Source organism: Arthrobacter ginkgonis, assembly GCF_039540195.1.
In the GTDB taxonomy this organism is placed as follows: Bacteria; Actinomycetota; Actinomycetes; order Actinomycetales; family Micrococcaceae; genus Zafaria; species Zafaria ginkgonis.
Genome location: NZ_BAABEO010000025.1, coordinates 153,870 through 176,120, shown reverse-complemented (window position 1 = coordinate 176,120; position 22,251 = coordinate 153,870). Strand labels below are relative to the sequence as shown.

At 68.4% G+C, this 22,251-nt stretch carries 20 protein-coding genes; 9 read left to right on the top strand and 11 right to left on the bottom strand.

Annotated elements, in window-relative coordinates:
- The first annotated feature begins 26 nt into the window (after positions 1 to 26).
- From benA to ABD912_RS19360, 5 genes are all read left to right on the top strand, one after another.
- A complete protein-coding gene (gene benA, locus ABD912_RS19380) occupies positions 27 to 1,442 on the top strand; it encodes a benzoate 1,2-dioxygenase large subunit (protein WP_345153464.1) in 1,416 nt (471 codons plus the stop codon).
- Positions 1,443 to 1,484: 42 nt separating this feature from the next.
- A complete protein-coding gene (benB, locus tag ABD912_RS19375; RefSeq protein WP_345153462.1) occupies positions 1,485 to 2,015 on the top strand; it encodes a benzoate 1,2-dioxygenase small subunit in 531 nt (176 codons plus the stop codon).
- A 20-nt stretch (positions 2,016 to 2,035) separates the two neighbouring features.
- On the top strand, positions 2,036 to 3,088 hold the full coding sequence (gene benC, locus ABD912_RS19370) for a benzoate 1,2-dioxygenase electron transfer component BenC (RefSeq protein WP_345153461.1): 1,053 nt from the start codon (positions 2,036 to 2,038) through the stop codon (positions 3,086 to 3,088).
- Positions 3,085 to 3,930, top strand: a complete 846-nt coding sequence (locus tag ABD912_RS19365; protein WP_345153460.1) for a 1,6-dihydroxycyclohexa-2,4-diene-1-carboxylate dehydrogenase — start codon at positions 3,085 to 3,087, stop codon at positions 3,928 to 3,930. The genes benC and ABD912_RS19365 overlap by 4 nt, the downstream gene beginning before the upstream one ends.
- Before the next feature lie 309 nt (positions 3,931 to 4,239).
- Positions 4,240 to 5,601 (top strand): MFS transporter, encoded by a 1,362-nt coding sequence (locus ABD912_RS19360; protein ID WP_345153459.1) that lies wholly within the window; start codon positions 4,240 to 4,242, stop codon positions 5,599 to 5,601.
- A 96-nt stretch (positions 5,602 to 5,697) separates the two neighbouring features.
- Here the strand turns inward: ABD912_RS19360 and ABD912_RS19355 are convergent, their stop codons facing one another.
- From ABD912_RS19355 to rpmH, 11 genes are all read right to left on the bottom strand, one after another.
- Positions 5,698 to 8,559 (bottom strand): helix-turn-helix transcriptional regulator, encoded by a 2,862-nt coding sequence (locus ABD912_RS19355; protein ID WP_345153458.1) that lies wholly within the window; start codon positions 8,557 to 8,559, stop codon positions 5,698 to 5,700.
- Between the two features lie 230 nt (positions 8,560 to 8,789).
- The gene (locus ABD912_RS19350) at positions 8,790 to 9,140 is read right to left on the bottom strand and encodes a DUF952 domain-containing protein (protein ID WP_345153457.1); all 351 of its coding nucleotides are present in this window, start codon (positions 9,138 to 9,140) and stop codon (positions 8,790 to 8,792) included.
- A 423-nt stretch (positions 9,141 to 9,563) separates the two neighbouring features.
- Positions 9,564 to 10,499, bottom strand: a complete 936-nt coding sequence (gene ppk2 / locus ABD912_RS19345) for a polyphosphate kinase 2 (protein WP_345153456.1) — start codon at positions 10,497 to 10,499, stop codon at positions 9,564 to 9,566.
- Between the two features lie 129 nt (positions 10,500 to 10,628).
- Positions 10,629 to 12,059: a ParB/RepB/Spo0J family partition protein gene (locus ABD912_RS19340; protein ID WP_345153455.1), complete on the bottom strand. Its 1,431-nt coding sequence runs from the start codon at positions 12,057 to 12,059 to the stop codon at positions 10,629 to 10,631.
- Between the two features lie 375 nt (positions 12,060 to 12,434).
- Entirely contained in the window at positions 12,435 to 13,322 is an 888-nt protein-coding gene (locus ABD912_RS19335; protein WP_345153454.1) for a ParA family protein, read from the bottom strand.
- Between the two features lie 304 nt (positions 13,323 to 13,626).
- The gene (rsmG, locus tag ABD912_RS19330) at positions 13,627 to 14,268 is read right to left on the bottom strand and encodes a 16S rRNA (guanine(527)-N(7))-methyltransferase RsmG (RefSeq protein ID WP_345153453.1); all 642 of its coding nucleotides are present in this window, start codon (positions 14,266 to 14,268) and stop codon (positions 13,627 to 13,629) included.
- Between the two features lie 22 nt (positions 14,269 to 14,290).
- Positions 14,291 to 14,821 carry a Jag family protein gene (locus ABD912_RS19325; protein ID WP_345153452.1) on the bottom strand — a complete coding sequence of 177 codons (531 nt, stop codon included), beginning with the start codon at positions 14,819 to 14,821 and terminating at the stop codon, positions 14,291 to 14,293.
- A gap of 3 nt (positions 14,822 to 14,824) precedes the next feature.
- Positions 14,825 to 15,790, bottom strand: coding sequence for a membrane protein insertase YidC (gene yidC, locus ABD912_RS19320; protein WP_345153451.1), 966 nt, complete (start codon positions 15,788 to 15,790; stop codon positions 14,825 to 14,827).
- Positions 15,791 to 15,797: 7 nt separating this feature from the next.
- On the bottom strand, positions 15,798 to 16,127 hold the full coding sequence (gene yidD / locus ABD912_RS19315; RefSeq protein WP_345153504.1) for a membrane protein insertion efficiency factor YidD: 330 nt from the start codon (positions 16,125 to 16,127) through the stop codon (positions 15,798 to 15,800).
- A gap of 31 nt (positions 16,128 to 16,158) precedes the next feature.
- The gene (rnpA, locus tag ABD912_RS19310) at positions 16,159 to 16,572 is read right to left on the bottom strand and encodes a ribonuclease P protein component (RefSeq protein WP_345153449.1); all 414 of its coding nucleotides are present in this window, start codon (positions 16,570 to 16,572) and stop codon (positions 16,159 to 16,161) included.
- Positions 16,573 to 16,640: 68 nt separating this feature from the next.
- Positions 16,641 to 16,778, bottom strand: coding sequence for a 50S ribosomal protein L34 (gene rpmH / locus ABD912_RS19305; RefSeq protein WP_127513203.1), 138 nt, complete (start codon positions 16,776 to 16,778; stop codon positions 16,641 to 16,643).
- A 592-nt stretch (positions 16,779 to 17,370) separates the two neighbouring features.
- Here rpmH and dnaA point away from each other — a divergent pair.
- From dnaA to ABD912_RS19285, 4 genes are all read left to right on the top strand, one after another.
- A complete protein-coding gene (dnaA, locus tag ABD912_RS19300) occupies positions 17,371 to 18,786 on the top strand; it encodes a chromosomal replication initiator protein DnaA (RefSeq protein WP_345153447.1) in 1,416 nt (471 codons plus the stop codon).
- A 413-nt stretch (positions 18,787 to 19,199) separates the two neighbouring features.
- Positions 19,200 to 20,321, top strand: coding sequence for a DNA polymerase III subunit beta (gene dnaN, locus ABD912_RS19295; protein ID WP_345153445.1), 1,122 nt, complete (start codon positions 19,200 to 19,202; stop codon positions 20,319 to 20,321).
- Positions 20,322 to 20,338: 17 nt separating this feature from the next.
- Positions 20,339 to 21,577, top strand: a complete 1,239-nt coding sequence (gene recF, locus ABD912_RS19290; RefSeq protein ID WP_345153444.1) for a DNA replication/repair protein RecF — start codon at positions 20,339 to 20,341, stop codon at positions 21,575 to 21,577.
- Between the two features lie 44 nt (positions 21,578 to 21,621).
- Positions 21,622 to 22,119 carry a DciA family protein gene (locus tag ABD912_RS19285; RefSeq protein ID WP_345153502.1) on the top strand — a complete coding sequence of 166 codons (498 nt, stop codon included), beginning with the start codon at positions 21,622 to 21,624 and terminating at the stop codon, positions 22,117 to 22,119.
- Positions 22,120 to 22,251: the final 132 nt, after the last annotated feature.

Genomic DNA, 22,251 nt, shown 5'->3' with positions numbered 1-22,251 from the left:
GACGCCCCATGCACGAGGAGCACACCATGACCGAGACACTCGAGACGATCAGCCACCAGCTGCGCGACGCCGTGGTCGAGGACGCCGCAAACGGCATCCACCGCACCAAGCGCGAGATCTTCACGGACGAGGAGATCTTCGAGCTGGAGATGAAGCACATCTTCGAGGGGAACTGGGTCTACCTGGCCCACGAGTCGCAGATCCCGAACGTGGGCGACTACTTCACCACCTACATCGGCCGGACCCCGGTGGTCATCTCCCGCTCCAAGGACGGGGAGCTGAACTGCCTGATCAACGCCTGCAGCCACCGCGGCGCCATGCTGTGCCGGCGCAAGACGGACAACCGGAACAACTTCACGTGCCCGTTCCACGGCTGGACGTTCAGCAACAAGGGCAAGCTGCTCAAGGTCAAGGACTCCCGCGACGCCGGCTACCCGGAACAGTTCAACAAGGACGGCTCCCACGACCTGACCACGGTGGCCCGCTTCGAGAGCTACCGCGGCTTCCTGTTCGGCTCGCTCAAGGCGGACGTGCTGCCGCTGGCCGAGCACCTCGGTGACACCACCGCCATCATCGACATGATCGTCGACCAGTCCCCGGAGGGCCTGGAGGTGCTGCGCGGCTCCTCCACCTACACCTACGACGGGAACTGGAAGGTGCAGGCGGAGAACGGCGCGGACGGCTACCACGTCTCCGCCACCCACTGGAACTACGCGGCCACCACGGCCCGCCGCGGCACCGGAGACTCCGCCAACGAGACCAAGGCCATGGACGCCGGGACCTGGGGCAAACAGGGCGGCGGCTACTACTCGTTCGACCACGGGCACCTGCTGCTGTGGATGTGGTGGGGCAACCCGCAGGACCGTCCCAACTACGAAAGCCTCGGCGAGTGGTCCAAGGAGTTCGGGAAGGACCGCGCCGAGTTCATGGTCGGCGCCTCCCGCAACCTCTGCCTCTACCCGAACGTGTACCTGATGGACCAGTTCTCCTCGCAGATCCGGCACTTCCGCCCCATCTCCGTGGACAAGACCGAAGTCACCATCTACTGCATCGCCCCCAAGGGCGAGTCCGACGCGGCCCGCGCCAACCGGATCCGCCAGTACGAGGACTTCTTCAACGCCACCGGCATGGCCACCCCGGACGACCTGGAGGAGTTCCGCTCCTGCCAGAAGACCTACCTGGCCAAGAACGCCCCGTGGAACGACATGTCCCGCGGAGTCACCCACCAGATCACCGGCCCGGACGAGACCGCGAAGAAGCTCGGCATCAACCCGATCTCCTCGGGCGCCAAGACCGAGGACGAGGGCCTCTACCCGGTCCAGCACAGCTACTGGGCCCAGGCGATGCGCGCCGCCGTCGCCGCCGAGGAGGCCGAGGCCGCCGCCCGTGCCGCCACCCCGGACCGGGGCGAACGGGCCGGCGCCTCGCCCTGCGGCCACTGACCCGGCCCGCCCCACTCCCCCATCTCCTAAAGGACACCGAGCATGACCACCACCACAGAGCCGGTCGCCACCGACGCAGACAAGACGATCGAACTGGAGCGCATCCGCCAGTTCCTCTACCGCGAGGCCCGCTTCCTGGACGACCGCGAGTTCGAGAAGTGGGTGGACTGCTACCACCCCAACGCCGAGTTCTGGATGCCCGCCTGGGACGACAACGGCGAAACCACCGAGGACCCGCAGCGCGAGATCTCCCTCATCTACTACTCCAACCGCGGCGGGCTGGAGGACCGGGTGTTCCGCATCCGCACCGACCGCTCCAGCGCCACCAGCCTCCCGGAGCCGCGCACCGGGCACAACATCACCAACGTGGAGATCCTCGAGCACCGCGGGGACCAAGTGGACGTGCGCTTCAACTGGTTCACCCTCTACTACCGCTACGACAACGTCGACACCTACTTCGGGACCTCCTTCTACACGATCGACCTCTCCGGCTCGCAGCCGGTGATCCTCAAGAAGAAGGTCGTGCTGAAGAACGACTACATCCACCACGTCGTGGACATCTACCACATCTGATCCCCGGCAAGGAGAACACCATGGGACACAAGGTTGCGCTCAGCTTCGAGGACGGGGTCACCCGCTTCATCAACGTCGAGCCCCACGAGACCGTCGCCGACGCCTCGTACAAGGCCCGCATCAACATTCCGCTGGATTGCCGCGACGGCGCCTGCGGCACCTGCAAGTCGTTCTGCGAGTCCGGGAAGTACGACGGCGGCGACTACATCGACGAGGCCTTGACCGACGACGAGGCCGACGCCGGCTACGCGCTGCCCTGCCAGATGCGTCCGCTCTCCGACCTGGTCCTGCAGATCCCGGGCACCTCGGAGATGGCCAAGACCGGCATCCAGGAGTTCACGGCCACCATCGAGCGGCTGCACTGGTACGCGGACAACACCGCCGGCCTCACGCTCTCGGTGGGGAACCGCGACCAGCTGCACTTCCTGCCGGGCCAGTACGTGAACATCCTGGTCCCGGGCACCGACCAGGAGCGCAGCTACTCGTTCAGCAGCGGACCCGACGAACGGGAGCTGCGGTTCCTGATCCGCACCGCTCCCAACGGCGCCATGACCACCTACCTCAAGGAGCGCGCGGCCGTTGGCGACAAGCTGGTCCTCCAAGGGCCGGTCGGCAGCTTCTTCCTGCGCGACATCAAGCGCCCGGTGCTGCTGCTCGCCGGCGGCACCGGCGTCGCTCCCCAACTGTCCATGCTGGAGAAGCTGGCCTCTTCAGGGCAGCAGCCGGCCTTTCCGATCCACATGGCCTACGGCGTCACGTTCGACCACGACCTCGTGGAGACCGAGGCTCTGGAGGGCTACGCCCGGTCGCTCGAGGGTTTCACGTTCGACGCCATCGTGGCCGACAAGGAATCCAACGCCCCCAAGAAGGGCTACGTCACCCAGCACCTGCTGCCGGAACACCTGAACGGCGGCGACGTCGACGTCTACCTCTGCGGCCCGCCCGCGATGGTCGACGCCGTGCGCAGGTACTGGGCGGAGGCGGGCATCGAGCCGGCCAACTTCTACTACGAGCGCTTCGCCGTCGGGGTCAGCTCCGAGCAGAGTGCGGCGTCCGTGGGGGCCGGCGCGTGAGCGGCACGACGACGGCGGCCGGGGAGGCGCACCTCCCCTCCCCCGCCGTGCCGCCCGCCTTCTTCGCCGGCCGCTTCGCGGGCCAGGTGGTCGTCGTGACCGGATCGGCGCAGGGAATCGGCGAGGCCGTCGCGCGGCGCATCGCCGCCGAATCCGGACAGGTCGTCCTCGTCGACCGGGCCGAGCTGGTCCACCAGACCGCCGCGTCCATCCGGGTGGCCGGAGGCGAGGCGGCCTCCGCCACCGCCGACCTCGAGACCTACGCGGGCGCCGAGGCGGCCATCGCCGCGGCCGTTTCCGCGTATGGGCGAATCGATGTCCTCATCAACAACGTCGGCGGCACCATCTGGGCCAAGCCGTACGAGCGCTACGCGCCGGAAGAGATCTCCCGGGAGATCCAGCGATCGCTCTTCCCGACCCTCTGGTCCTGCCGCGCGGCGCTGCCGCGGATGATCGACCAGGGCTCCGGGGTGATCGTCAACGTCTCCTCGGTGGCCACCCGCGGGGTGAACCGGGTGCCGTACGCGGCCGCCAAGGGCGGGGTCAAGGCGATCACCGCCGCGCTCGCGCTGGAGGGCGCGCCGCACGGGATCCGCGTGGTGGCCACGGCGCCGGGCGGCACCGAAGCCCCCGCCCGCAAGGTCGCCCGCGGACCCGCCCCGGCCGGGAAGCAGGAGCTGGCCTGGTACCAGCAGATCGTGGATCAGACCGTCGACTCCTCGCTCCTCAAGCGCTACGGCACCCTCGAGGAGCAGGCCGCGGCGATCACCTTCCTGGCCTCCCCCGAGGCCTCCTACATCACCGGCAGCGTGCTGCCGGTGGCCGGCGGAGACCAGGGCTAGCGCGCGGGGCAGGCCCTCTCGTGTCGACTTCGTCGCCACGAAGGGAACCCGGCTGCTCCGCGCTTGCGGGGGACCGGCCCACTCGTGTCGACTTCGTCGCCACGAAGGGAACCCGGCTGCTCCGCGCTTGCGGGGGACCGGCCCACTCGTGTCGACTTCGTCGCCACGAAGGGAACCCGGCTGCCCCGCGCTTGGCGGTAAAACCCCCGTTGGGGCCGGGCCCCGGACAACCGTGCCCGGCCCCGATGCTCCAACCCGTGCTTCACCTCGCGGCCAACCCCCGCGGCCCCTGCTGACATTGGAGTCACCATGAACGGCAACGAAGCGGCTGTGTCCCCACAGCAGCGCAGGACGGTTTCCTGGGTGGTGGCGATCGCCGCCATCGCCCTGGTCTTCGACGGGTTCGACCTGGTGGTCTACGGCACGGTGGTCTCCACCCTGCTGCGCGATCCCACTCAACTCGGCGCACTCGACCCGGCGCAGGCCGGGGCGCTGGGCAGCTACGCGCTGATGGGCGTGATGGTCGGTGCGCTGGGCACCGGCGCGGTCGGCGATCATCTGGGCCGGCGCCGCATCATGATCGCCGGCATCGTCTGGTTCTCGGTTGGGATGGGACTGACCGCCCTGGCCGGGTCCGTGGCCATGTTCGGTCTCTTCCGCTTCCTCACCGGGATCGGCGTCGGTACCCTGGTCGCGACCGCCGGCGCGGTGGTCGCGGAGTTCGCTCCGCGCGGCAAGCGCAACTTCTACAACGCGGTGGTCTACTCCGGCGTGCCGGCCGGCGGGGTCCTCGCCGCCCTTCTCGCCATCGGGCTGCTCAACGCGGTGGGCTGGCGCGGCCTCTTCTGGATCGGCGCGCTGCCGCTGCTCTTCCTGCTGCCGATGGCGCTGGCCAAGCTGCCCGAGTCTCCGGCCTGGCTGCTCTCCCGCGGCCGCGTCGAGGAGGCCCGGCAGGTCGCCGCACGCACCGGCGTCGTCCTGGACCTCCCCGCGGACGGCACCGCCCCTGCAGGGAAGGCCGAGAAGACGGGCGCCGAACGCGTCGGCTTTGCGGCCCTGGCCACCCCGCGCTACGCGCTGCCGACCCTGCTGCTCGGACTGATGAGCTTCTCCGGGCTGCTGCTCACCTACGGGCTAAACACGTGGCTGCCCGAGATCATGAGCCAGTTCGGCTACGGCAAGGAGTACTCGCTGGCGTTCCTGCTGGTGCTCAACGCCGGAGCCATCATCGGCGGCGTGGTCGCGTCGATCTCCGCGGACCGGGTCGGCGCCAAGCGGGTCGTCACCAGCACCTTCTTCCTGGCCAGCGTGGCCATGGTGCTGCTGACTCTGGGCCTGCCGTTCACCGTGCTGATGGCCCTGACGGCCGTGGCCGGCGTGGGAACGATCGGCACCCAGGTGCTCATCTACGGCATGGTCTCCAACTTCTACACCTCCAACGCGCGGGGAGCCGGGGTGGCCTGGTGCGCCGGGTTCGGCCGGCTGGGCGGCATCCTGGGTCCGCTGGTCGGCGGCTTCCTGATCGCCGCCGGGGTGCGGAACGAGATGGCGTTCTACGTCTTCGCCGGGGTGGCCGTGCTGGGCGCGGTGGTGACGATGTTCGTGCCGCGGCGCAACGACGGCGCGGCCGCCGCCCCTCGGCGGGAGCTGGAGCCGGCCGCGACCAGCTGATCCCGTGTTTGGCTCAAGCATCCGGCGGACCCGAGCATTCGGGTCCGCCGGATGCTTGGGTCCGTCGGCCCAAGGCGTCTCAGCGCTGTGCTCGATCTATCGGGACTCGTCCTGCTGGTTCTCCCGGATTTGGGCACCCTCCGCCCGGTACCGGGCGGCCAGTTCCGTGCGCGAGGAGACGCCAAGCTTCGCGTACGTCCGCGTCAGGTGGTACTGGACCGTCTTGACGCTGACGAACAGTTCCTGCGCGGCCTCCTTGTTGGTCACTCCGCCGGCCACGAGCCGGACCACGGCCTGCTCCTGCGCCGTGAGCGAGGACCAGTCGGTGGCCTCCCGCCGGGCGGCGCTCACCCCGGCGGCCTGCAGCTCCCGGTCGCAGCGCTCGGTGTAGGTGCTGGCCCCCAGGGCGGCGAACCCTTCACGGGCGCGGCTCAGCGGGATGGACGACTCCCGGCGCTTGCCCGCCCGGCGCAGGGTCTGCCCATAGGCGAAGTCCACGCGGGCCCGCTCGTAGGGCAGGTTCAGCCCGCGCAGGGACGCCAGCCCCGCTTCAAAGGCGTCCTTCGCCCCGTTGATGTCCCCCCGGGCCCCCAGGATGCGCCCGCGCACGTAGGCCAGCCGCGCGGCGGCGGAGCGGTGCCGGCGCTCGGCAACGATCGGCTCGAGGCCGGCCACGAACACTTCGGCTTCCTCGATCCGGTCGGTCATCACGAGCGCATTGGCATAGACGTCGTGCCAGGGCCAGAAGCCGGGTTCATCCAAGCCGTGGCGGCGGTCCAGGGCGGCCACCGGCTCCAGGGCACGCAGGACGCCCTCGTAATCGGTGCGGGCCTCCGCCACCTGGGCCTGCGCCAAGTGGTACGGCAGGAGCATGATCGGGTAGTTGCCGGAGTTGGCGCGGCCTTGTTCAAGGTGCTCGGCCGCCGCGTCCCGGTTCCCGCGCAGCACATGGATCTGCGCCGCCGTCCAGTGCAGCAGCGGGCGAACAAGTTCCATGCCGGTGCTGCGCTGGAGCACCAAGGCCCGATCGATCGTGTGCAGGGCCTGAGACCAGTCGCCGAGGGTGAACTCCGTCCGGGCCAGCCAGGCACTGGCCCACAACGAGATCCGGTACGAACCGGAGCTGAAGTCGGTGGAGACCGCCGAGGCCAACTCTTCCCGGGCGAGCTCCGGCCGGTCGAGCGCCAGGTGCAGCCACCCCATGCCCATGCGCACCCGCTGCGACTGCGCGCCGAGGTCCGGCCGGTCCACCAGTGCCGCATAGGACGACTCGGCCTCCGCGGTGCGGCCCATCGCGGCCAGACCCAGGCCCTTGATCGCCGACGATTCGATCACGGCGGGGCTGCCCGGCTCCGCGAGCGCACCGGCGCATTCGGCCCAGTCCACCAGGTCCGGCCCGTTCCACCGGGCCAGCGAGTCCAGTACCCGCCGCTGGGCGACGAGTGTCAGGGCCCCGCGGTCCCTCCCCCGCTCGGCGAGCGTCCAGGCCTGCTCCAGCTGGGTGGCCGCATCCAGTTGGCGGCCCTGCACGATGGCAATGTAGCCGGAGACCGCGTTGCGCAGCGGACTGGGCGCGAAGTGGGCGAGCTCGTCGGCATAGGCAAGGGCGCGTGGCAGCTCCCCCGCTCCGACCATCGCATCCACCGCCCGCAACAGCAGCGCCTCGTGCTCCTGCCCGCCGGGCAGGAGCCTGCCGGCGGTGACCAGCGCATCGGCCGCGATCGACCATGCCCCGGCTTCCGCCTGCGCGGCGGCGTAGTCCTGGAGTTCGGCCGCCAACTGTGGGTCCGGCAGCAGGCTGGCCGCGGCGCGATGGCCCAGCGACGCGCCGCGATCGGCCAGCCTCTCGGCGGCGGCGCGGTGCAGCGCGACCCGCCTCGGCAGGCACAGGGCATGGTAGACGGCCGCCCGCTCGACGGCGCTCGGGAAGGCGACGGCGACCCTCCCGCCGTCGCCGGCCACCGCCAGGAGCCCCGCTTCGCCGGCCTCGGCCAGCGCCGGCAGCGGATCCCCGCACCCGGCCAAGGCCGCCGCGTCGGCGAGACCCGACGTCGTGCCCAGCACGGCGGCCGCCTCCACCAGGTGCCGAGCCGGGGACCCAAGGCGCCCCAGCCGCACGCCGGCGTCGTGCACCAGCTCGCGGGGGGCGGGAAGTTCACGCTGCCACTGGCGCCACAGCTCGGGCGGGTTCTCCTGGAGGAGGTGCCGGACGTGCCGGGGGTTGCCGCCGCAGTAGCGGGCGATGCGGTGCGCGGCCGGTTCCGTGAGGTCGACACCCAGGCCCCTCACCGCAAGTTCGAGGATGTCCGCCGCGGAGAGCGGCCGGAGCTCCACCACCGTGGTCCGGTGGTCCTCGAGGAAGTCACGGCACGGTGTGGGGAGGCGGTGGGCGTGTTCGTCCCCCAGCACGAGGACCGCCAGCAGGCGCTGGTCGGTGAGGCGACGGAGCGCGAAGAGCAGCGCTTGGAGCGTTGCCTCGTCGACCCACTGGAGGTTGTCGACCAGCAGGACCGCGGGGCCGCCGGCGGGCGGCGGCTCCTCCCCCGGGTCGATTTCCTGCCCCTGCCCGGCCGGGCGGTCGGTGCTGGAGTGCGGGGAGGATGAGGCGAGCGACACGGAGGTGAGGGCTTCAAGCAGTGCCGGCCCTGCGGTGGCGAGGTCCCAAGGTTCGCCGGCCGGGGCCGGCCGTCCCGCGGGCAGCAGTTGCTCCAGCACCCCGCCATCGAGCTCCTGTTCCCACGCGCTCCCCGAGGCGCGCAGCACGTCCGGGCCGCCCCCGGCCTGGATCCCGTGGAGTTCCAGCAGGCGCTCAACCAGCCTCGTCTTTCCGGATCCAGCGGCCCCCCGGACGACGGCGACCTGCGGCCGTCCGGCCGAGGCGGCGGCGAGGAGTCCGTCGAGGACTTCGAGTTCGCTCCGACGCCCGACAAAGAGCGATGGGGAGGGGGATGCTGTCACGTGGTCGCCTCGAGGTCGGTGTGTGCGGGAACAGGGAGGCCGTGCACACGCATCGGCCACACCGCCGGATTTTCACAGTCTACGTCGCGCCCATGCCGCGACCGTTCCACGTGAAGCACGTCGGCATCCCGGTTCCACGTGGAACAAGCGGACGCTCCTTGTTTCACGTGAAACCTGTTGGCGCTCTTGGATTCACGTGAAACGGAGAGTGCTTTGGTAAACGCCATGCCCTACTGCCGGCGGAACACGCCTGCCGCATCGAAGGCCCCCGGACGGACCGATCGCACCCACGCGGGGTCGATCGCACCGTAGAGGTGCGGGTACGGCGTGCCGTTGCCTCCGTCCTCGTAGCGCACCTCCAGCCCGGCCTCCCGGAGGGTTTCCTCCTCCAGTTCAAGCACCACCAATTCATCGGGGGAACCCGCCCACACCGCACCGGCGACCTCGGCGAGCTGGTCAGGGGTAGAGCAATGGATGAATCCGACCTGCTCCAGCGTGGCTCCGTGGGTGGAGACGGCATAGCGGCCCGAGGCGACCGCGGCTGTCCAGTCGGCGGCCGTGGCAAGGTGAAGGATGACCATGGCGCCAGTTTAGCCAGCCTTCGGCACCCGCCTCCCCGCTCCCCGCTCCCCGCTCCCCGCTCCCCGCTCCCCGCTCCCGGGAGAGTATCCAGACACCAGTACCGCCCTCTGGGTGCGGGCAGGTCTTGCCAAAGCCTCCTGCTCCCCTCCCCCGTTTCACCAAAGGTAGATGTCGCCTTGGCCCCTCCAAAGCCGCATCTAGCTTTGGTCAAACGCGGGAGGCTGACCGTTTCCTTTGGCCAACCTCCGGCCGGTCCTAGCAACTACTGGCCTCCCCGTTCGCAGCCTGCCCCACATGCTTCGCGCGCGGGGACCCCTGGCCGCTCTCTTGCCTCGCTTCGCTCGGGGCGGGGCCCGATAAGCGGGGGGCAGCCGGGTCCCTACGTGGCGAAGAAGTCGACACGAAAGGGTCTGCCCCGCGCGCTAGTCTCCGACGGCGTCGCGGCCGCGGCGGACGATGAGCGGATCGGGGTCGTGGACCACCGAAGTGTCCTTGCCCTCGTAATCGAACTGGTCCAGGAAGAAGCGCATGGCGTTCAGCCGTGCCCGCTTCTTGTCGTTGGACTTGATGGTGATCCAGGGCGCGTGGTCGGTGTCGGTGCGCAGGAACGTCTCTTCCTTGGCTTCGGTGTAGTCGTCCCACCGATCCAGGGAGGCCAGGTCCATGGGCGAAAGCTTCCAGCGGCGCACCGGGTCGATCTGCCGGATCGCGAAGCGGGTGCGCTGCTCGTGGCGGGTCACGGAGAACCAGAACTTGGTCAGGTGGATCCCGGACTCCACCAGCATCCTCTCGAACACCGGCGCCTGCCCCATGAACGCCTCGTATTCCGCGTCCGTGCAGAAGCCCATGACCCGCTCGACGTTGGCCCGGTTGTACCAGGAGCGGTCGAACATCACGATCTCCCCGTTCGTGGGCAGGTGCTGGACGTACCGCTGGAAGTACCACTGGCCCTGCTCGCGGTCCGAAGGCTTGGTCAAGGCCACCGCCCGGGCGGAGCGCGGATTCAGGTGCTCGGTGAAGCGCTTGATCGTCCCGCCCTTGCCGGCCGCGTCTCGCCCCTCGAACACGACCACGTGGCGCAGGTCGTGCTCCTGGCCCCAGTACTGGAACTTCAGCAGCTCGACCTGCAGCCGGTACTTTTCGACTTCGTACTCCTCCCGCGACATCCGCTCCTCGTAGGGGTAGTCCTCCCGCCATGTCTCCACGGCCAGGCCCCCGGGGTCGATGAGTTCGGGGTCCTCGCCCTCCCCGCCGCGCACCTGGTACCCCAGCTCCACGAGCTGGTCGATGGTCTCGCGCAGGTTGTCCCTGATCCACCACCCGTCCCCCGGCGTCCACGACCCGCCTATCTGCGCCATCCCGTTCTCCCTCCCGCTCCTGCCATCCTTTGTCCGAAGTGTAAGGGTTGCGGGCAACAAGGGGATGAACGAAGGGCGGCCGCCGTTTCAGGTGAAACGACGGCCGCCTTCGGTGGTTCCAAAAAACGCCTATGAGTTGGTGTTGGGCGCAATGACCGCCATGATGCGGTTGAGGTCATCCACGCTGGCGAACTCGATGCTCACCCGCCCCTTCTTGGCGCCCAGGGAGATCTTCACGTTCGTGTCGAGGTGGTCGGAGAGCGAGTTCGCCAGGAAGTCCAGGCGTTCGTGGCGGGCGGAAGTCTTCGGCTTCTGCTCGCGCGCCGGCCGGCGAACGCCGTCGCTGAGCGCAACCATCTCCTCAGTCGCACGGACCGAGAGTCCCTCGTTGACGATCCGCTGGGCCAGCTTCTCCATCTCCGCGGCCTCCGCAAGCCCCAGCAGGGCACGCGCATGGCCGGCGGAGAGCACCCCGGCGGCCACACGGCGCTGAACCAGGGCAGGCAGCTTCATGAGGCGGATGGTGTTGGAAATCTGCGGGCGCGAACGCCCGATACGCGCGGACAGCTCTTCCTGCGTGCAACCGAACTCCTCCAGGAGCTGCTGGTAGGCCGCCGCCTCTTCGAGGGGATTCAGCTGGGAGCGGTGCAGGTTCTCCAGCAGCGCGTCGCGGAGGAGATCCACATCCTGCGTGTCGCGGATGATCGCCGGGATCGTGTCCAGCCCTGCCTCTTGGGTGGCACGCCAGCGGCGTTCACCCATGACCAGCTCGTAGGACTGCTCACCACCCTCGGTGGACGGGCGGACGACGATCGGCTGCAGGAGGCCGACTTCCTTGATGGAGTGGACCAGCTCGGCCATGTGGTCTTCATCGAAGACGTGGCGCGGCTGCTTCCGGTTCGGGTGGATCGAGCCCACCGGGAGTTCGGCGAAGGAAGCACCCGGGACCTCCACCAGCGTTCCACGTGAAACATCCGCGTCGGGGACCGCGACAACGGCGGGATCTCCGCTCCCCGGCGCGTCCGCTGCGCCCAGCGCATCGGTCGGGAAAAGGGCCGACTCTCCAAGCCCGGCGTCGTCTTGCGCGTCCCGATCTTCCCGCGTCCTGTCCGCGCCCAGGAGATCGGGCATCTTGGCCCGCTTGCCGGCGGCACGGCCGGCGACGTGGCGCTGGGCCTCGGCGTCGGAACCGTCCGCGGCGTGGGAGGTTTCGTCGACGGCCTCGCGGGCGGCCTCCTCCTCGGTCTTGCCGGGGGTGAAGAACATGTCCACGGGGCGTGCCTTGCGCACCGCACGCGCCCCGGTCTTGGAGCTCTCGGCGCCCGCCTGGGGCGTCTTCAGGTCCGGCAGGTCCCGCCCGGCAGGACGTGTCCCGCCCGAGGTCTGAACCAGCGTTTCGGCAACCGTGCCCAACTTGCCGGCCGTACCGGCGGGACGCTTGCGGGGGGTGGATTCCTGCTCGGCAGTCTGCTCCGGCTCCTGGGTGCCGGCCTGCTGTGCGGGGCTGCTGGAAATCAGCGCGCCCAATCCTCGTCCCAACCCGCGGCGTTTCTCCGCCATCTGATTTCCTCTCGGCGCATGAGTGCCCCACCTGTTCGTGGGCCGGATGTTCGGGTTTGAGTCTACTTGGAAAAGTCCCCTAGTGCTGGCACGCACCGACTCCTCCGGAACCCGCCGCCGCGCAGGAGTAGGCCTCTCCGTGCCCCGGGCTGCCTTTCCGTTGCGGGGAATCCAACCCATCCGGTTTGGCCGTGACGTTGCCTCGGGATATCTCCAAGACCGGAGTTGTGGCGGTCGCTATGTTCCACGTGGAACCATTCCCAAAGCAGTGTGGCCCTCCCCTGCCGGGGAGGGCCACACTGTTGGGATTCTCTGCTCGCCGCGGAACGCCCTGCCAGCGCAAAGTCAGGATCGGCGCCGCCGGGTTCGGCGACCCTAGCCGCGTTCGGCGAGTTCCGCCGCGGCCTCCAGGTAGGACAGCGCACCGGTCGAATTGGGGTCGTAGGTGATGACCGTCTGCTGGTAGCTCGGCGCCTCGGAGATGCGCACGCTGCGCGGAATGATCGCCTGCAGGACCTGGTTCGGGAAGTGCTCACGCACCTCGGCCGCCACCTGGGCGGCCAGGTTGGTACGGCCGTCGTACATCGTGAGCAGGATCGTGGAAACCACCAGATCCGAGTTGAGGTGCTTCTGGATCATCTCGATGTTCTTGAGCAGCTGGCTCAGGCCCTCCAGCGCGTAGTACTCGCACTGGATCGGGATCAGCACCTCGCGGGCGGCCACGAACGCGTTGACGGTGAGCAGCCCCAAGCTCGGCGGGCAGTCGATGAACACGTAGTCCAGCCGGGGAAGGCCGGTGGACTCGCGGTGCTTGGCGTACTGGTCCAGCGCCCGGCGCAGGCGCTGCTCGCGAGCCACCATCGAAACCAGCTCGATCTCGGCGCCAGCCAAGTGGATGGTCGCCGGGGCCACCACCAGGTGCTCCAGGTCCGGGCACGGGGCAACGACGTCCGCCAGCGGCATGTCGTTGATGAGCACGTCGTAGATGCTATCGACGTCGGCGTGGTGCTCGACGCCCAGGGCGGTGGAGGCGTTGCCCTGGGGGTCGATGTCCACGACCAGCACGTTCAGCCCGGCGGCGGCGAGGGCCGCGGCCACGTTGACGGTCGTCGTCGTCTTGCCGACGCCGCCCTTCTGGTTGCTGATGGTGAGGTAGCGGGTGTGCGGCGGCTTGGGCAGCTGCCGATGGCTCAGGCGCTCACGCCGCCTGGTCTCGTGGGCCAGCTGGCTGGCCAGCGGCGTGCTCTCGTCCATCGTGTCCATAACGCTCCGAGCCGGCGCTTCAGTTGCCGTTTGAACCGTCTTTTCAACCACCGGGTTCTCCTCCCCGCTCAGGATGCTGAGGAACGCCAGGTCCGCTTCGGCATCGCCGGCTGTTCCACGTGAAACACGATCGATATCGACAAGTTCCTCAACCTCATTGGGTTGCACAACCGTCGTTCCCCGGTTTGAGGATGAAAACAGTGCGGCAAAGGGGGGAATCTTGCTGCCCGGCTTTTTCACGCGCTGCTACTCCTTGTAAAACTCCGGTGGCCCCACGGCCACCAGTACAGACTATCGGCTAAGGTCAGCCGACGTGGATTCGCACCACCGTGGTCGGCTCGGCGAGGACTTCGGCGCCCACGGTGACGACCTCGGTTTCCTTCCCGCCCAGGCGCCGGATGACCTTGGCGGCCTTCTCGATCTCCTCGGCGGCGCTGCGGCCCTTGATCGCCAGGACCTGTCCGCTGCCGTGCAGCAGCGGAATGGTCAGTCCGGCCAGGTTGGTCAGGGCGGACACCGCACGCGCCGTCGCCACGTCGGCGTCGATAAAGTCCACGACCTGCTCGGCGCGGCCGCGCATCACGGTCACGTTGTCCAGCCCCAGATCTTCCACGACCTCGGAGAGCCACACGCAGCGGCGCTCCAGCGGCTCCACCAGGGTCAGGTCCAGGTCGGGGCGGGCGATGGCCAGGGCCAGGCCCGGGAGCCCGGCACCGCTGCCGACGTCGGCCACCTTGGCGTTCTCGGCGATCAGTTCCGCCACCACGGCGCAGTTGAGCACGTGGCGGCTCCACAGCCGCGGCACCTCCCGCGGGCCCAACAGGCCGCGTTCCATGCCGGAGGTGGCCAGGTGGTGCACGTAGCGCTCTGCCAGCGGCAGGCGGTCGCCGAACACGGCCTCCGCCGCGCGGCGTTCCTCTGCGGTGAGTTCGACTTCGCTGCTCACGTTCGGATGTCCTTCCACCGGCCTAGGCTTCGGCCAGCGACACGACGATGTGGCGGCGGCTGCCCTCGCCCTCGGACTCGCTGTGCAGGCCCAGGTCGGCGACGGCGTCGTGGACCAGCTTGCGCTCGTAGGCGCTCATCGGATCCAGCGCCACGTCCTCGCCGGTCTCCTTGGCTTGGGCCACGGCGTCCTCGGCGATGCGCTGGAGCTCACCGGCGCGGCCGGCGCGGTACCCGGTGATGTCCAGGACCAGGCGGGAACGGTTGCCGGTGGACGTCAGGACGGCCAGCCGGGTCAGTTCCTGGAGGGCCTCCAGCGTCTCGCCGTCCTGCCCGATCAGGGCGCGCAGCGGCTCGTTGGCGTCCTCCTCGCTGAGGATGGAGATGTAGGTGCGTCCGCCGCGGACCTCGATGTCGATGTCGCCGTCGATGTCGGCGATGTCCAGCAGCTCCTCCAGGTAGTCGGCGGCAACGTCGCCCTCCTCCTCGAGGCGGCTGGGGGCGGTTTCCTCGACGAGTTCGTCGGTCACGGCGCTTTCCTCCACATTGCTCATGGACTACTTCTTCCTTCGGTTCTTGCGCTGCGGCTGCTGGCGCTGCGTCTTCGGTTCAACGATCGTCGGCGCGGCCTCCACGGAGGCCTCCGCCTTCTTCAGGCCGACCGGCGGCAGGCCCTTGGCGGCACGGCGCTCGTTGAGCTCCTTCTCCGCCTGGGAGCCGGGGGTCGGGTTGTTGCGGATGACGTAGAACTGCTGGCCCAGCGTCCACAGGTTGGTGGCCGTCCAGTAGATGAGCACACCGATGGGGAAGTTGATGCCACCGATGCCGAAGACCAGCGGAAGGATGTAGAGCATCATCTTCTGCTGCTGCATGAAGGGGCCCTCAAGGGCCTCCTTGGTCATGTTCTTCGACATGATCTGCTTCTGGGTGATGAACTGCGAAGCCGTCATGGCGATGATCATGAGCAGGGCCACGATGATCACGGAGATGCTCGGCGAACCCGAATTCAAGGTTCCCAGGAAGGTGTCGGACAGGCGGGCACCGAAGATCGAGGAGTCGTCGAAGCTGCGCACGTGCTCCGGGGAGAGCGCCCCGATCCCCTCGCCGGCGGCCTTCGCGTTGGCCGTGTTGTTCAGCACCGTGAACAGCGCGAAGAAGAACGGCATCTGGATCAGGATGGGCAGGCAGGACGAAAGCGGGTTCGTCTTGTGCTTCTTGAAGAGTTCGCGCTGCTCGGCCACCATGGCCTGCTGCGAGAGCTGGTCCCGCTTGCCCTTGTACTTGGCCTGCAGCTTGCGCAGGTCAGGCTGCAGGGCCTGCATGGCGCGCTGGGCCTTGATCTGCTTGACGAAGACCGGAATCAGGGCGGTGCGGATCACCAGCACCAGGAAGACGATGGACAGCGTCCAGGTCCACCCGGAGTGAGGGTCCATCCCCAGCCAGGAGAAGAGCTCGTGGAAGGCCCAGAGGATCCAGGAGACCACCTGGCGGAAAGGCCACAGCAGCGTGTCAAAGAAACCCATTAGTCGGTCATGCTCCTCGGGCCGCGTCAGCGGCGTCGTCGTCGGGCGGAATCGGGGGATGGTTCAAGACCATGATCTTTGGCGTCTTGCCCTCGGGCCAAATCCTGCGCCCCGGGGGCACATGATCTATCCCTCCATGACTCCAGGGGTTGCAGCGGCAGACCCGCCACGCCGCCAGTCCGGCACCCTTGACCGCACCGTGGACCGTAACGGCCTCGAGCGCATACGCGGAGCAACTGGGGAAGTAGCGGCAGACGTCGCCGTAGAGCGGCGAGAAGACCTTGCGGTAGGCCTTAAGGAGCAGGATCAGCAGTTGGCGCGGCACGTCCAGCGCCATGCGTCCGGCAGCGGTCAGCGGCCGGTGCGGTTCACCTGCCACGCTCCCCCGCCCCCTTCCCGGAGGCGGCCGCGCCGCTTGAGGCCTTGCGGCAGGCGGTCTCCAGCGCTGCCCGGGTCTCGGCGGAAAGCTCGTCCCAACCGGCGGCGGCTGCGGGCGGAAGCGCACGCACGACGACGTCGAACCCGGCTTGCGGCACGGCAAAGGACTGGGCGGCCAGGGACTGCCCGGCCACCTCGCGCAGCCGGCGCTTGACCAGATTGCGGGTTACGGCGTTGCCGATGGCCTTGGAGACGATGAAGCCGAAGCGTGTCGGTTCCCCGGCCTGTTCGGCGCCACGCGAACGCGCATATAGCACGACGTTCCGGCGCCCAGAACGGGCGCCGGAACGTACGGTGGCGGAGAAGTCCAGCGCGGACCGCATCCGGTGTTCCTTGGGCAGCATGGCGTCAAACGCCCGTGCTGAAGCAGGAATCACCCATGCGCAGTGCCGGCTGGACCTGCACGCTGATGCTATGCAGAAAGTTCGGTGCGGCCCTTGGAACGGCGAGCAGCCAGAATGGCGCGGCCGGCGCGGGTGCGCATACGAAGGCGGAAGCCGTGCTTCTTGGCACGACGGCGGTTATTCGGCTGAAAAGTCCGCTTGCTCACGGTAGTAACTCCAAGACGATCAATTGATGCGCCTTACCCGTGGAAGTACAGGCCGACGCGTCGTATTAGGGTGTCCGCCCCGGCGGTGCTCCGCGCTGGCCCGGAAACCGGACAAGGACGTGGAGTATCGCCAAAAGCGTACACATAGGACTAAACCACGATAGGTGCCGGGGGAAAGGTACGTCAAACCGGCGCGCGGCGGCGGGTACGACACGTGCCGCGCTGGACACAGGGCGCCGACACCGTCCGCGCGGGAAGCTGGGGTCCGGTTTCCGCCCCTGCGCTGGGCATATTTCGTCGCATCCATTGGCTCACCCACAGGCTGTGAGTAGCGGATTCACGGCTGTGGACAACAAGTCTTTCCGCGAGGCGGAATCGCCGACATGCGTGGGCACCCGCCGGCTCGGTTGCCTGATTTGACGCGGACGGGTGCGGAATTGCAAGGCACGTGGCGGGAAACACAAGTTATCCACGGGCTGTGAATAACGCTGTGGATAGACGGTAGGATGGGTAGTCCGGCCACCCGCCTCCACATGCGGCGCCGAGCCATTTCCGCTGATCGGCGGGGGATTCTTGAAGGGACTGCATATTAGTGAGCACTGACGAGTCGAACAGCGTAGGAAGCGCGTGGCGTCAGGTTGTCCGCAACCTGGAACACGACGACCGCGTCACTCCGCGCCAGCGTGCCTTCGTCGTGCTCGCCCAGCCGCTGGGCCTGATCGGTTCGACCCTGCTGCTGGCCGTCCCGAACGAGCTCACCCGGGAAGTCCTGCAGACCCAGCTCAAGGCACCCCTGGACGACGCGCTGCGCACGGTGTTCCGCGACGACATCCTCTGTGCCTTCAGCATCGATGCCGACCTGATCCCGGTGCCGGTTGTTGAGCCGTCCGAGCCTGAACCCCAGCCGCAGCCCAAGGAGCGCGAGGCCGCCGCGCATCCGCAGCCGTCCCCGCCGTCGACCTCGCATGAGTTCGGCCGGCTGAACCCGAAGTACATCTTCGACACGTTCGTGATCGGTTCCTCGAACCGCTTCGCGCACGCCGCGGCCGTCGCCGTGGCCGAAGCCCCCGCCAAGGCCTACAACCCGCTGTTCATCTACGGCGACTCCGGGCTGGGCAAGACCCACCTGCTGCACGCGATCGGCCACTACGCCCGCCACCTCTACAACGGCATCCGCGTGCGCTACGTGAACTCGGAGGAGTTCACCAACGACTTCATCAACTCGATCCGCGACGACGAGGGAACGAGCTTCAAGCAGACGTACCGCAACGTCGACATCCTGCTCATCGACGACATCCAATTCCTGGCGAACAAGGACGCGACGCAGGAAGAGTTCTTCCACACCTTCAACGCGCTGCACAACCACAACAAGCAGGTCGTGATCACCTCCGACCTGCCGCCGAAGCAGCTATCCGGCTTCGAGGACCGCATGCGTTCGCGCTTCGAGTGGGGACTGCTCACCGACATCCAGCCGCCGGAGCTGGAGACCCGCATCGCGATCCTGCGCAAGAAGGCGACCGCGGAGGGCCTCTCGGCGCCGGACGACGTCATGGAGTACATCGCCTCGAAGATCTCCACCAACATCCGCGAGCTCGAGGGCGCGCTGATTCGCGTCACGGCCTTCGCCTCCCTGAACAGCCAGTCCGTGGACATGGCGCTGGCCGAGACGGTGCTCAAGGACCTGATCACCGACGAGGGGGCCCAGGAGATCACGGCGGCCACGATCGTGGCGCAGACCGCGGACTACTTCAACCTGAGCATCGACGAGCTGAACAGCAAGTCGCGCACCCGCACCCTGGTGACTGCCCGGCAGATCGCCATGTACCTGCTGCGCGAGCTCACGGACATGTCGCTGCCGAAGATCGGCCAGGAGATGGGCGGCCGCGACCACACCACCGTCATCCACGCCGACCGCAAGATCCGCGAGCTCATGGCCGAGCGGCGCGCCATCTTCAACCAGGTCACCGAGCTGACCAACCGCATCAAGCAGCAGCAGCGCGAGGGCTGACACTCAGTTCCATTCGGCAAAAGCCACAGTTGTGGATAAAACTGTGGATGGTTAAGTGGATCACTGCCAATTTCCTGCGCATAACTCCCCTGGAGCCTGTGGATCCCTTAAATGGCGCGGATTTTTGTCCACCGGTCAATGGGGGTTAAGAGTTCGTAAAGCACAGATTGTGCACATGCATAATCCGCAGGAATCCCCGGCTGCTTTGGGTTATCCACAGTATCCACAGCAGTTATTAACACTACGAACTACATCTTTAGGAAAATTCCAGATAACAAAACCCTCCGGCCTTCCACGCGGATCCAGACCCAACCAACCAGGCATCCCCCGCACCCTCTCCGCCGCCTTTTCCAGCCGCTAAGCTTGCTCCGACAAACGTGTAATTCCATTCGCTCCGGAAGGCGGACCACTTCGTGAAGTTCAGTGTCGAGAGGGACGTGCTCGCCGAGGCCGTATCCTGGACCGCCCGATCGCTGTCCCAGCGTCCGCCGTCCCCCGTTCTCTCCGGCATCCTGATCACCGCCGCCGCGGGGACCGTGTCGCTGGCCGGCTTCGACTACGAGATTTCGGCGCACCTGGAGATTCCTGCCGAGACCACCGAGGAAGGCACCATCCTGGTGTCCGGCAAGCTCCTCGCGGAGATCTGCCGTTCGCTGCCCCAGGCCATGGTGACCATCGAGACCGACGGCACCAAGCTCAACGTCTCCTGCGGCCGCAGCCGGTTCCACCTGGCCACCATGCCGGTGGCCGATTATCCGGAACTGCCGGTGCTCCCGGACATCGCGGGCGTGGTCGACGGCGAGGCCTTCGCCCAGGCCGTCAGCCAGGTGATCGTCGCCGCCTCCAAGGACGACACCCTTCCGATCCTGACCGGCGTGAAGATGGAGATCGAGGACGACCTGATCACGTTCCTCGCCACCGACCGCTACCGCCTTGCGATGCGCGAGGTTTCCTGGAAGCCCACCGTCCCGGGGATCTCCACCTCCACCCTGGTCAAGGCGAAGACCCTGAACGAGGTCGCCAAGACGCTGGGCAGCTCCGGCGAACTGAAGATCGCGCTGAGCGAGAACAGCGAACTGATCGGCTTCGAATCCGGAAGCCGCCGCACCACCTCCCTGCTCGTGGACGGCGACTACCCGAAGATCCGCTCGCTCTTCCCCGAAAACACGCCGATCCACGCGACGGTGCGTACCACGGACCTGATGGAGGCCGTGCGCCGCGTCGCGGTCGTGGCCGAACGGAACACTCCGGTCCGGCTCGCCTTTACCGAGGGCCAGCTCGCGCTGGACGCCGGCACCGGCGAGGACGCGCAGGCCGAGGAGGCCATCGAAGCGCAGCTGGACGGCGAGGAAATCACGGTCGCGTTCAACCCGGCCTACCTGGGCGAAGGCCTGAACGCGTTCTCCAGCGAATTCGTGCGCTTCTCCTTCACCAGCGCCCCCAAGCCGGCCATGATGACGGCGCAGGACTCGCTCGACGGCGGGGACCGCGACGACTACCGCTACCTGGTGATGCCCGTTCGCCTGCCCAACTAGCCGGGCCGGCGGGACGCGTGTACATCTCCCACCTCTCCCTGACCGATTTCCGCAGCTACGCGCAGGCGGACTTCGAGCTGGGCCCGGGCACCACGGTGTTCGTGGGCTCCAACGGCGTCGGCAAGACCAACATCGCCGAGGCGATCGGCTACCTGGCCTCGCTGTCCTCGCACCGCGTCTCCACCGACGCCCCGCTGATCCGCTTCGGCGCGGACAAGGCGCTGGTGCGGGCGCGTGTGGCGCGCGCGGGCCAGGCCACCGCCGTCGAACTGGAGATCGCTGCCGGGAAGGCCAACCGGGCACGGATCAACCGCGCCAACCCGGTGCGGGCCCGGGACATCCTCGGGATCGTGCGCACGGTGCTGTTCGCTCCGGAGGACCTGGCCCTGGTCAAGGGGGATCCGGCGAACCGCCGGCGCTTCCTCGACGATCTGCTGGTGGCGCTGCGGCCGCACCAGGCGGCCACCCGCGGCGACTACGAACGGGTCCTCAAGCAGCGCAACGCCCTGCTGAAATCCGCACGGAAGGGCCGGTTCAGCGCGGCGCACGAATCCACGCTCGAGGTCTGGGACCAGCACCTCGCAAAGGCCGGCGCCCGCCTGCTGCGCGGCCGGCTCGACGTGCTGGAATTGCTCTCCCCGCATCTGGGAGCGGAATATGCGGGCCTGACTGACGGGTCCAAGGCAGCCAGCGCGCGGTACCGTTGCACCGTGGTCGAGGAACTGGACGACGACGGCGGCGCCGCCGCGCTGCCCGCGGACGCAGGGCAGGATTCAGGCGGGCAAAATCCCGCCGATTCCGGCGCGGACGCCGGAGCCGTGCGCGCCCCCGGACTGGACGGTGCCGGAATCGAGGAGCTGGAGCGGATGTTCCTGGCGGCCCTGGTGGCGCACCGGAAAAAGGAGACCGACCGCGGGATCACCCTGGTGGGACCGCACCGGGACGAACTGGAACTGTTCCTTGGACCCGCACCCGCCAAGGGCTACGCCTCCCATGGCGAGACCTGGTCGCTGGCGCTGGCCCTGCGGCTGGCCTCGTACCGCGTGCTCGGCGAGGACGATCCGCGCGAAGGGGCCGGCCCGATCCTGATCCTGGACGACGTGTTCGCCGAACTGGACACCGACCGCCGCACCCGGCTGGCCGCCGTCGTGGCCGGCGCCGAACAGGTGATCGTGACCGCGGCCGTGGCCGCGGACGTGCCCGCCGAACTGGGGGGACGGGTGCTCAGGGTGACGCCGGGGCACGTTTCGCCGTGAGCACCGAGGAACCGCAACCCCAGGAATTCGACGCCGCCCGGGCGATGCTGAACCGGATGCGGCAGTCGGCCCTGGCCCGCGGCGAGATCCGCATCGATGCCGGGCAGGCCAAGCGGGCCGGTGAACGCAAGGCCGCCGAACGCGCCCAGCGGCGCAAGGGCCCGGCCGCGGTCCAGTACGACGACGGGCGCGATCCGCAGGGCATCGGAAACGTCTTCGGCCGGATGGTGCGCGACCGCGGCTGGACCTCGCCGGTGGCCGTCGGATCCGTGATTTCCCGCTGGGAGGAGCTGGTGGGGCCGCAGATTTCCGCGCACTGCCGGCCGGAAAGCTTCGAGGCGACCACCGTGGTGGTGCGCTGCGACTCGACCGCGTGGGCCACCCAGCTGCGCCTGCTGAGCCACAGCCTGCTCAAGCACTTCGACGAGAAACTGGGCCCGGGCGTGGTGACCGCGATCCAGGTGATCGGACCCGCCGCCCCGAGCTGGCGCAAGGGAATGCGGCGGGTCGCCGGACGGGGGCCGCGGGACACCTACGGCTGAGTCCGGGCGGCTCGCGGAGCAAATCCGGTGGGGCGCCTGCAGGCGCGTTTGGGGGTGCGGGGCGGCATGGCCCCTTGGTGTGGGGCCGATTCGGCCCTCCTACGGGCATTCATGGGCCTGTGGAGGGCATAT

What these genes read in the sequence shown, in the direction of transcription:
- benA (WP_345153464.1), top strand. Translation starts at nt 27, where the DNA reads ATGACCGAGACACTCGAGACGATCAGCCACCAGCTGCGCGACGCCGTG.
- benB (WP_345153462.1), top strand. Translation starts at nt 1,485, where the DNA reads ATGACCACCACCACAGAGCCGGTCGCCACCGACGCAGACAAGACGATC.
- benC (WP_345153461.1), top strand. Translation starts at nt 2,036, where the DNA reads ATGGGACACAAGGTTGCGCTCAGCTTCGAGGACGGGGTCACCCGCTTC.
- ABD912_RS19360 (WP_345153459.1), top strand. Translation starts at nt 4,240, where the DNA reads ATGAACGGCAACGAAGCGGCTGTGTCCCCACAGCAGCGCAGGACGGTT.
- ABD912_RS19350 (WP_345153457.1), bottom strand. Translation starts at nt 9,140, where the DNA reads ATGGTCATCCTTCACCTTGCCACGGCCGCCGACTGGACAGCCGCGGTC.
- ppk2 (WP_345153456.1), bottom strand. Translation starts at nt 10,499, where the DNA reads ATGGCGCAGATAGGCGGGTCGTGGACGCCGGGGGACGGGTGGTGGATC.
- ABD912_RS19340 (WP_345153455.1), bottom strand. Translation starts at nt 12,059, where the DNA reads ATGGCGGAGAAACGCCGCGGGTTGGGACGAGGATTGGGCGCGCTGATT.
- ABD912_RS19335 (WP_345153454.1), bottom strand. Translation starts at nt 13,322, where the DNA reads ATGGACACGATGGACGAGAGCACGCCGCTGGCCAGCCAGCTGGCCCAC.
- ABD912_RS19325 (WP_345153452.1), bottom strand. Translation starts at nt 14,821, where the DNA reads ATGAGCAATGTGGAGGAAAGCGCCGTGACCGACGAACTCGTCGAGGAA.
- yidC (WP_345153451.1), bottom strand. Translation starts at nt 15,790, where the DNA reads ATGGGTTTCTTTGACACGCTGCTGTGGCCTTTCCGCCAGGTGGTCTCC.
- yidD (WP_345153504.1), bottom strand. Translation starts at nt 16,127, where the DNA reads ATGGCGCTGGACGTGCCGCGCCAACTGCTGATCCTGCTCCTTAAGGCC.
- rnpA (WP_345153449.1), bottom strand. Translation starts at nt 16,572, where the DNA reads ATGCTGCCCAAGGAACACCGGATGCGGTCCGCGCTGGACTTCTCCGCC.
- ABD912_RS19285 (WP_345153502.1), top strand. Translation starts at nt 21,622, where the DNA reads ATGCTGAACCGGATGCGGCAGTCGGCCCTGGCCCGCGGCGAGATCCGC.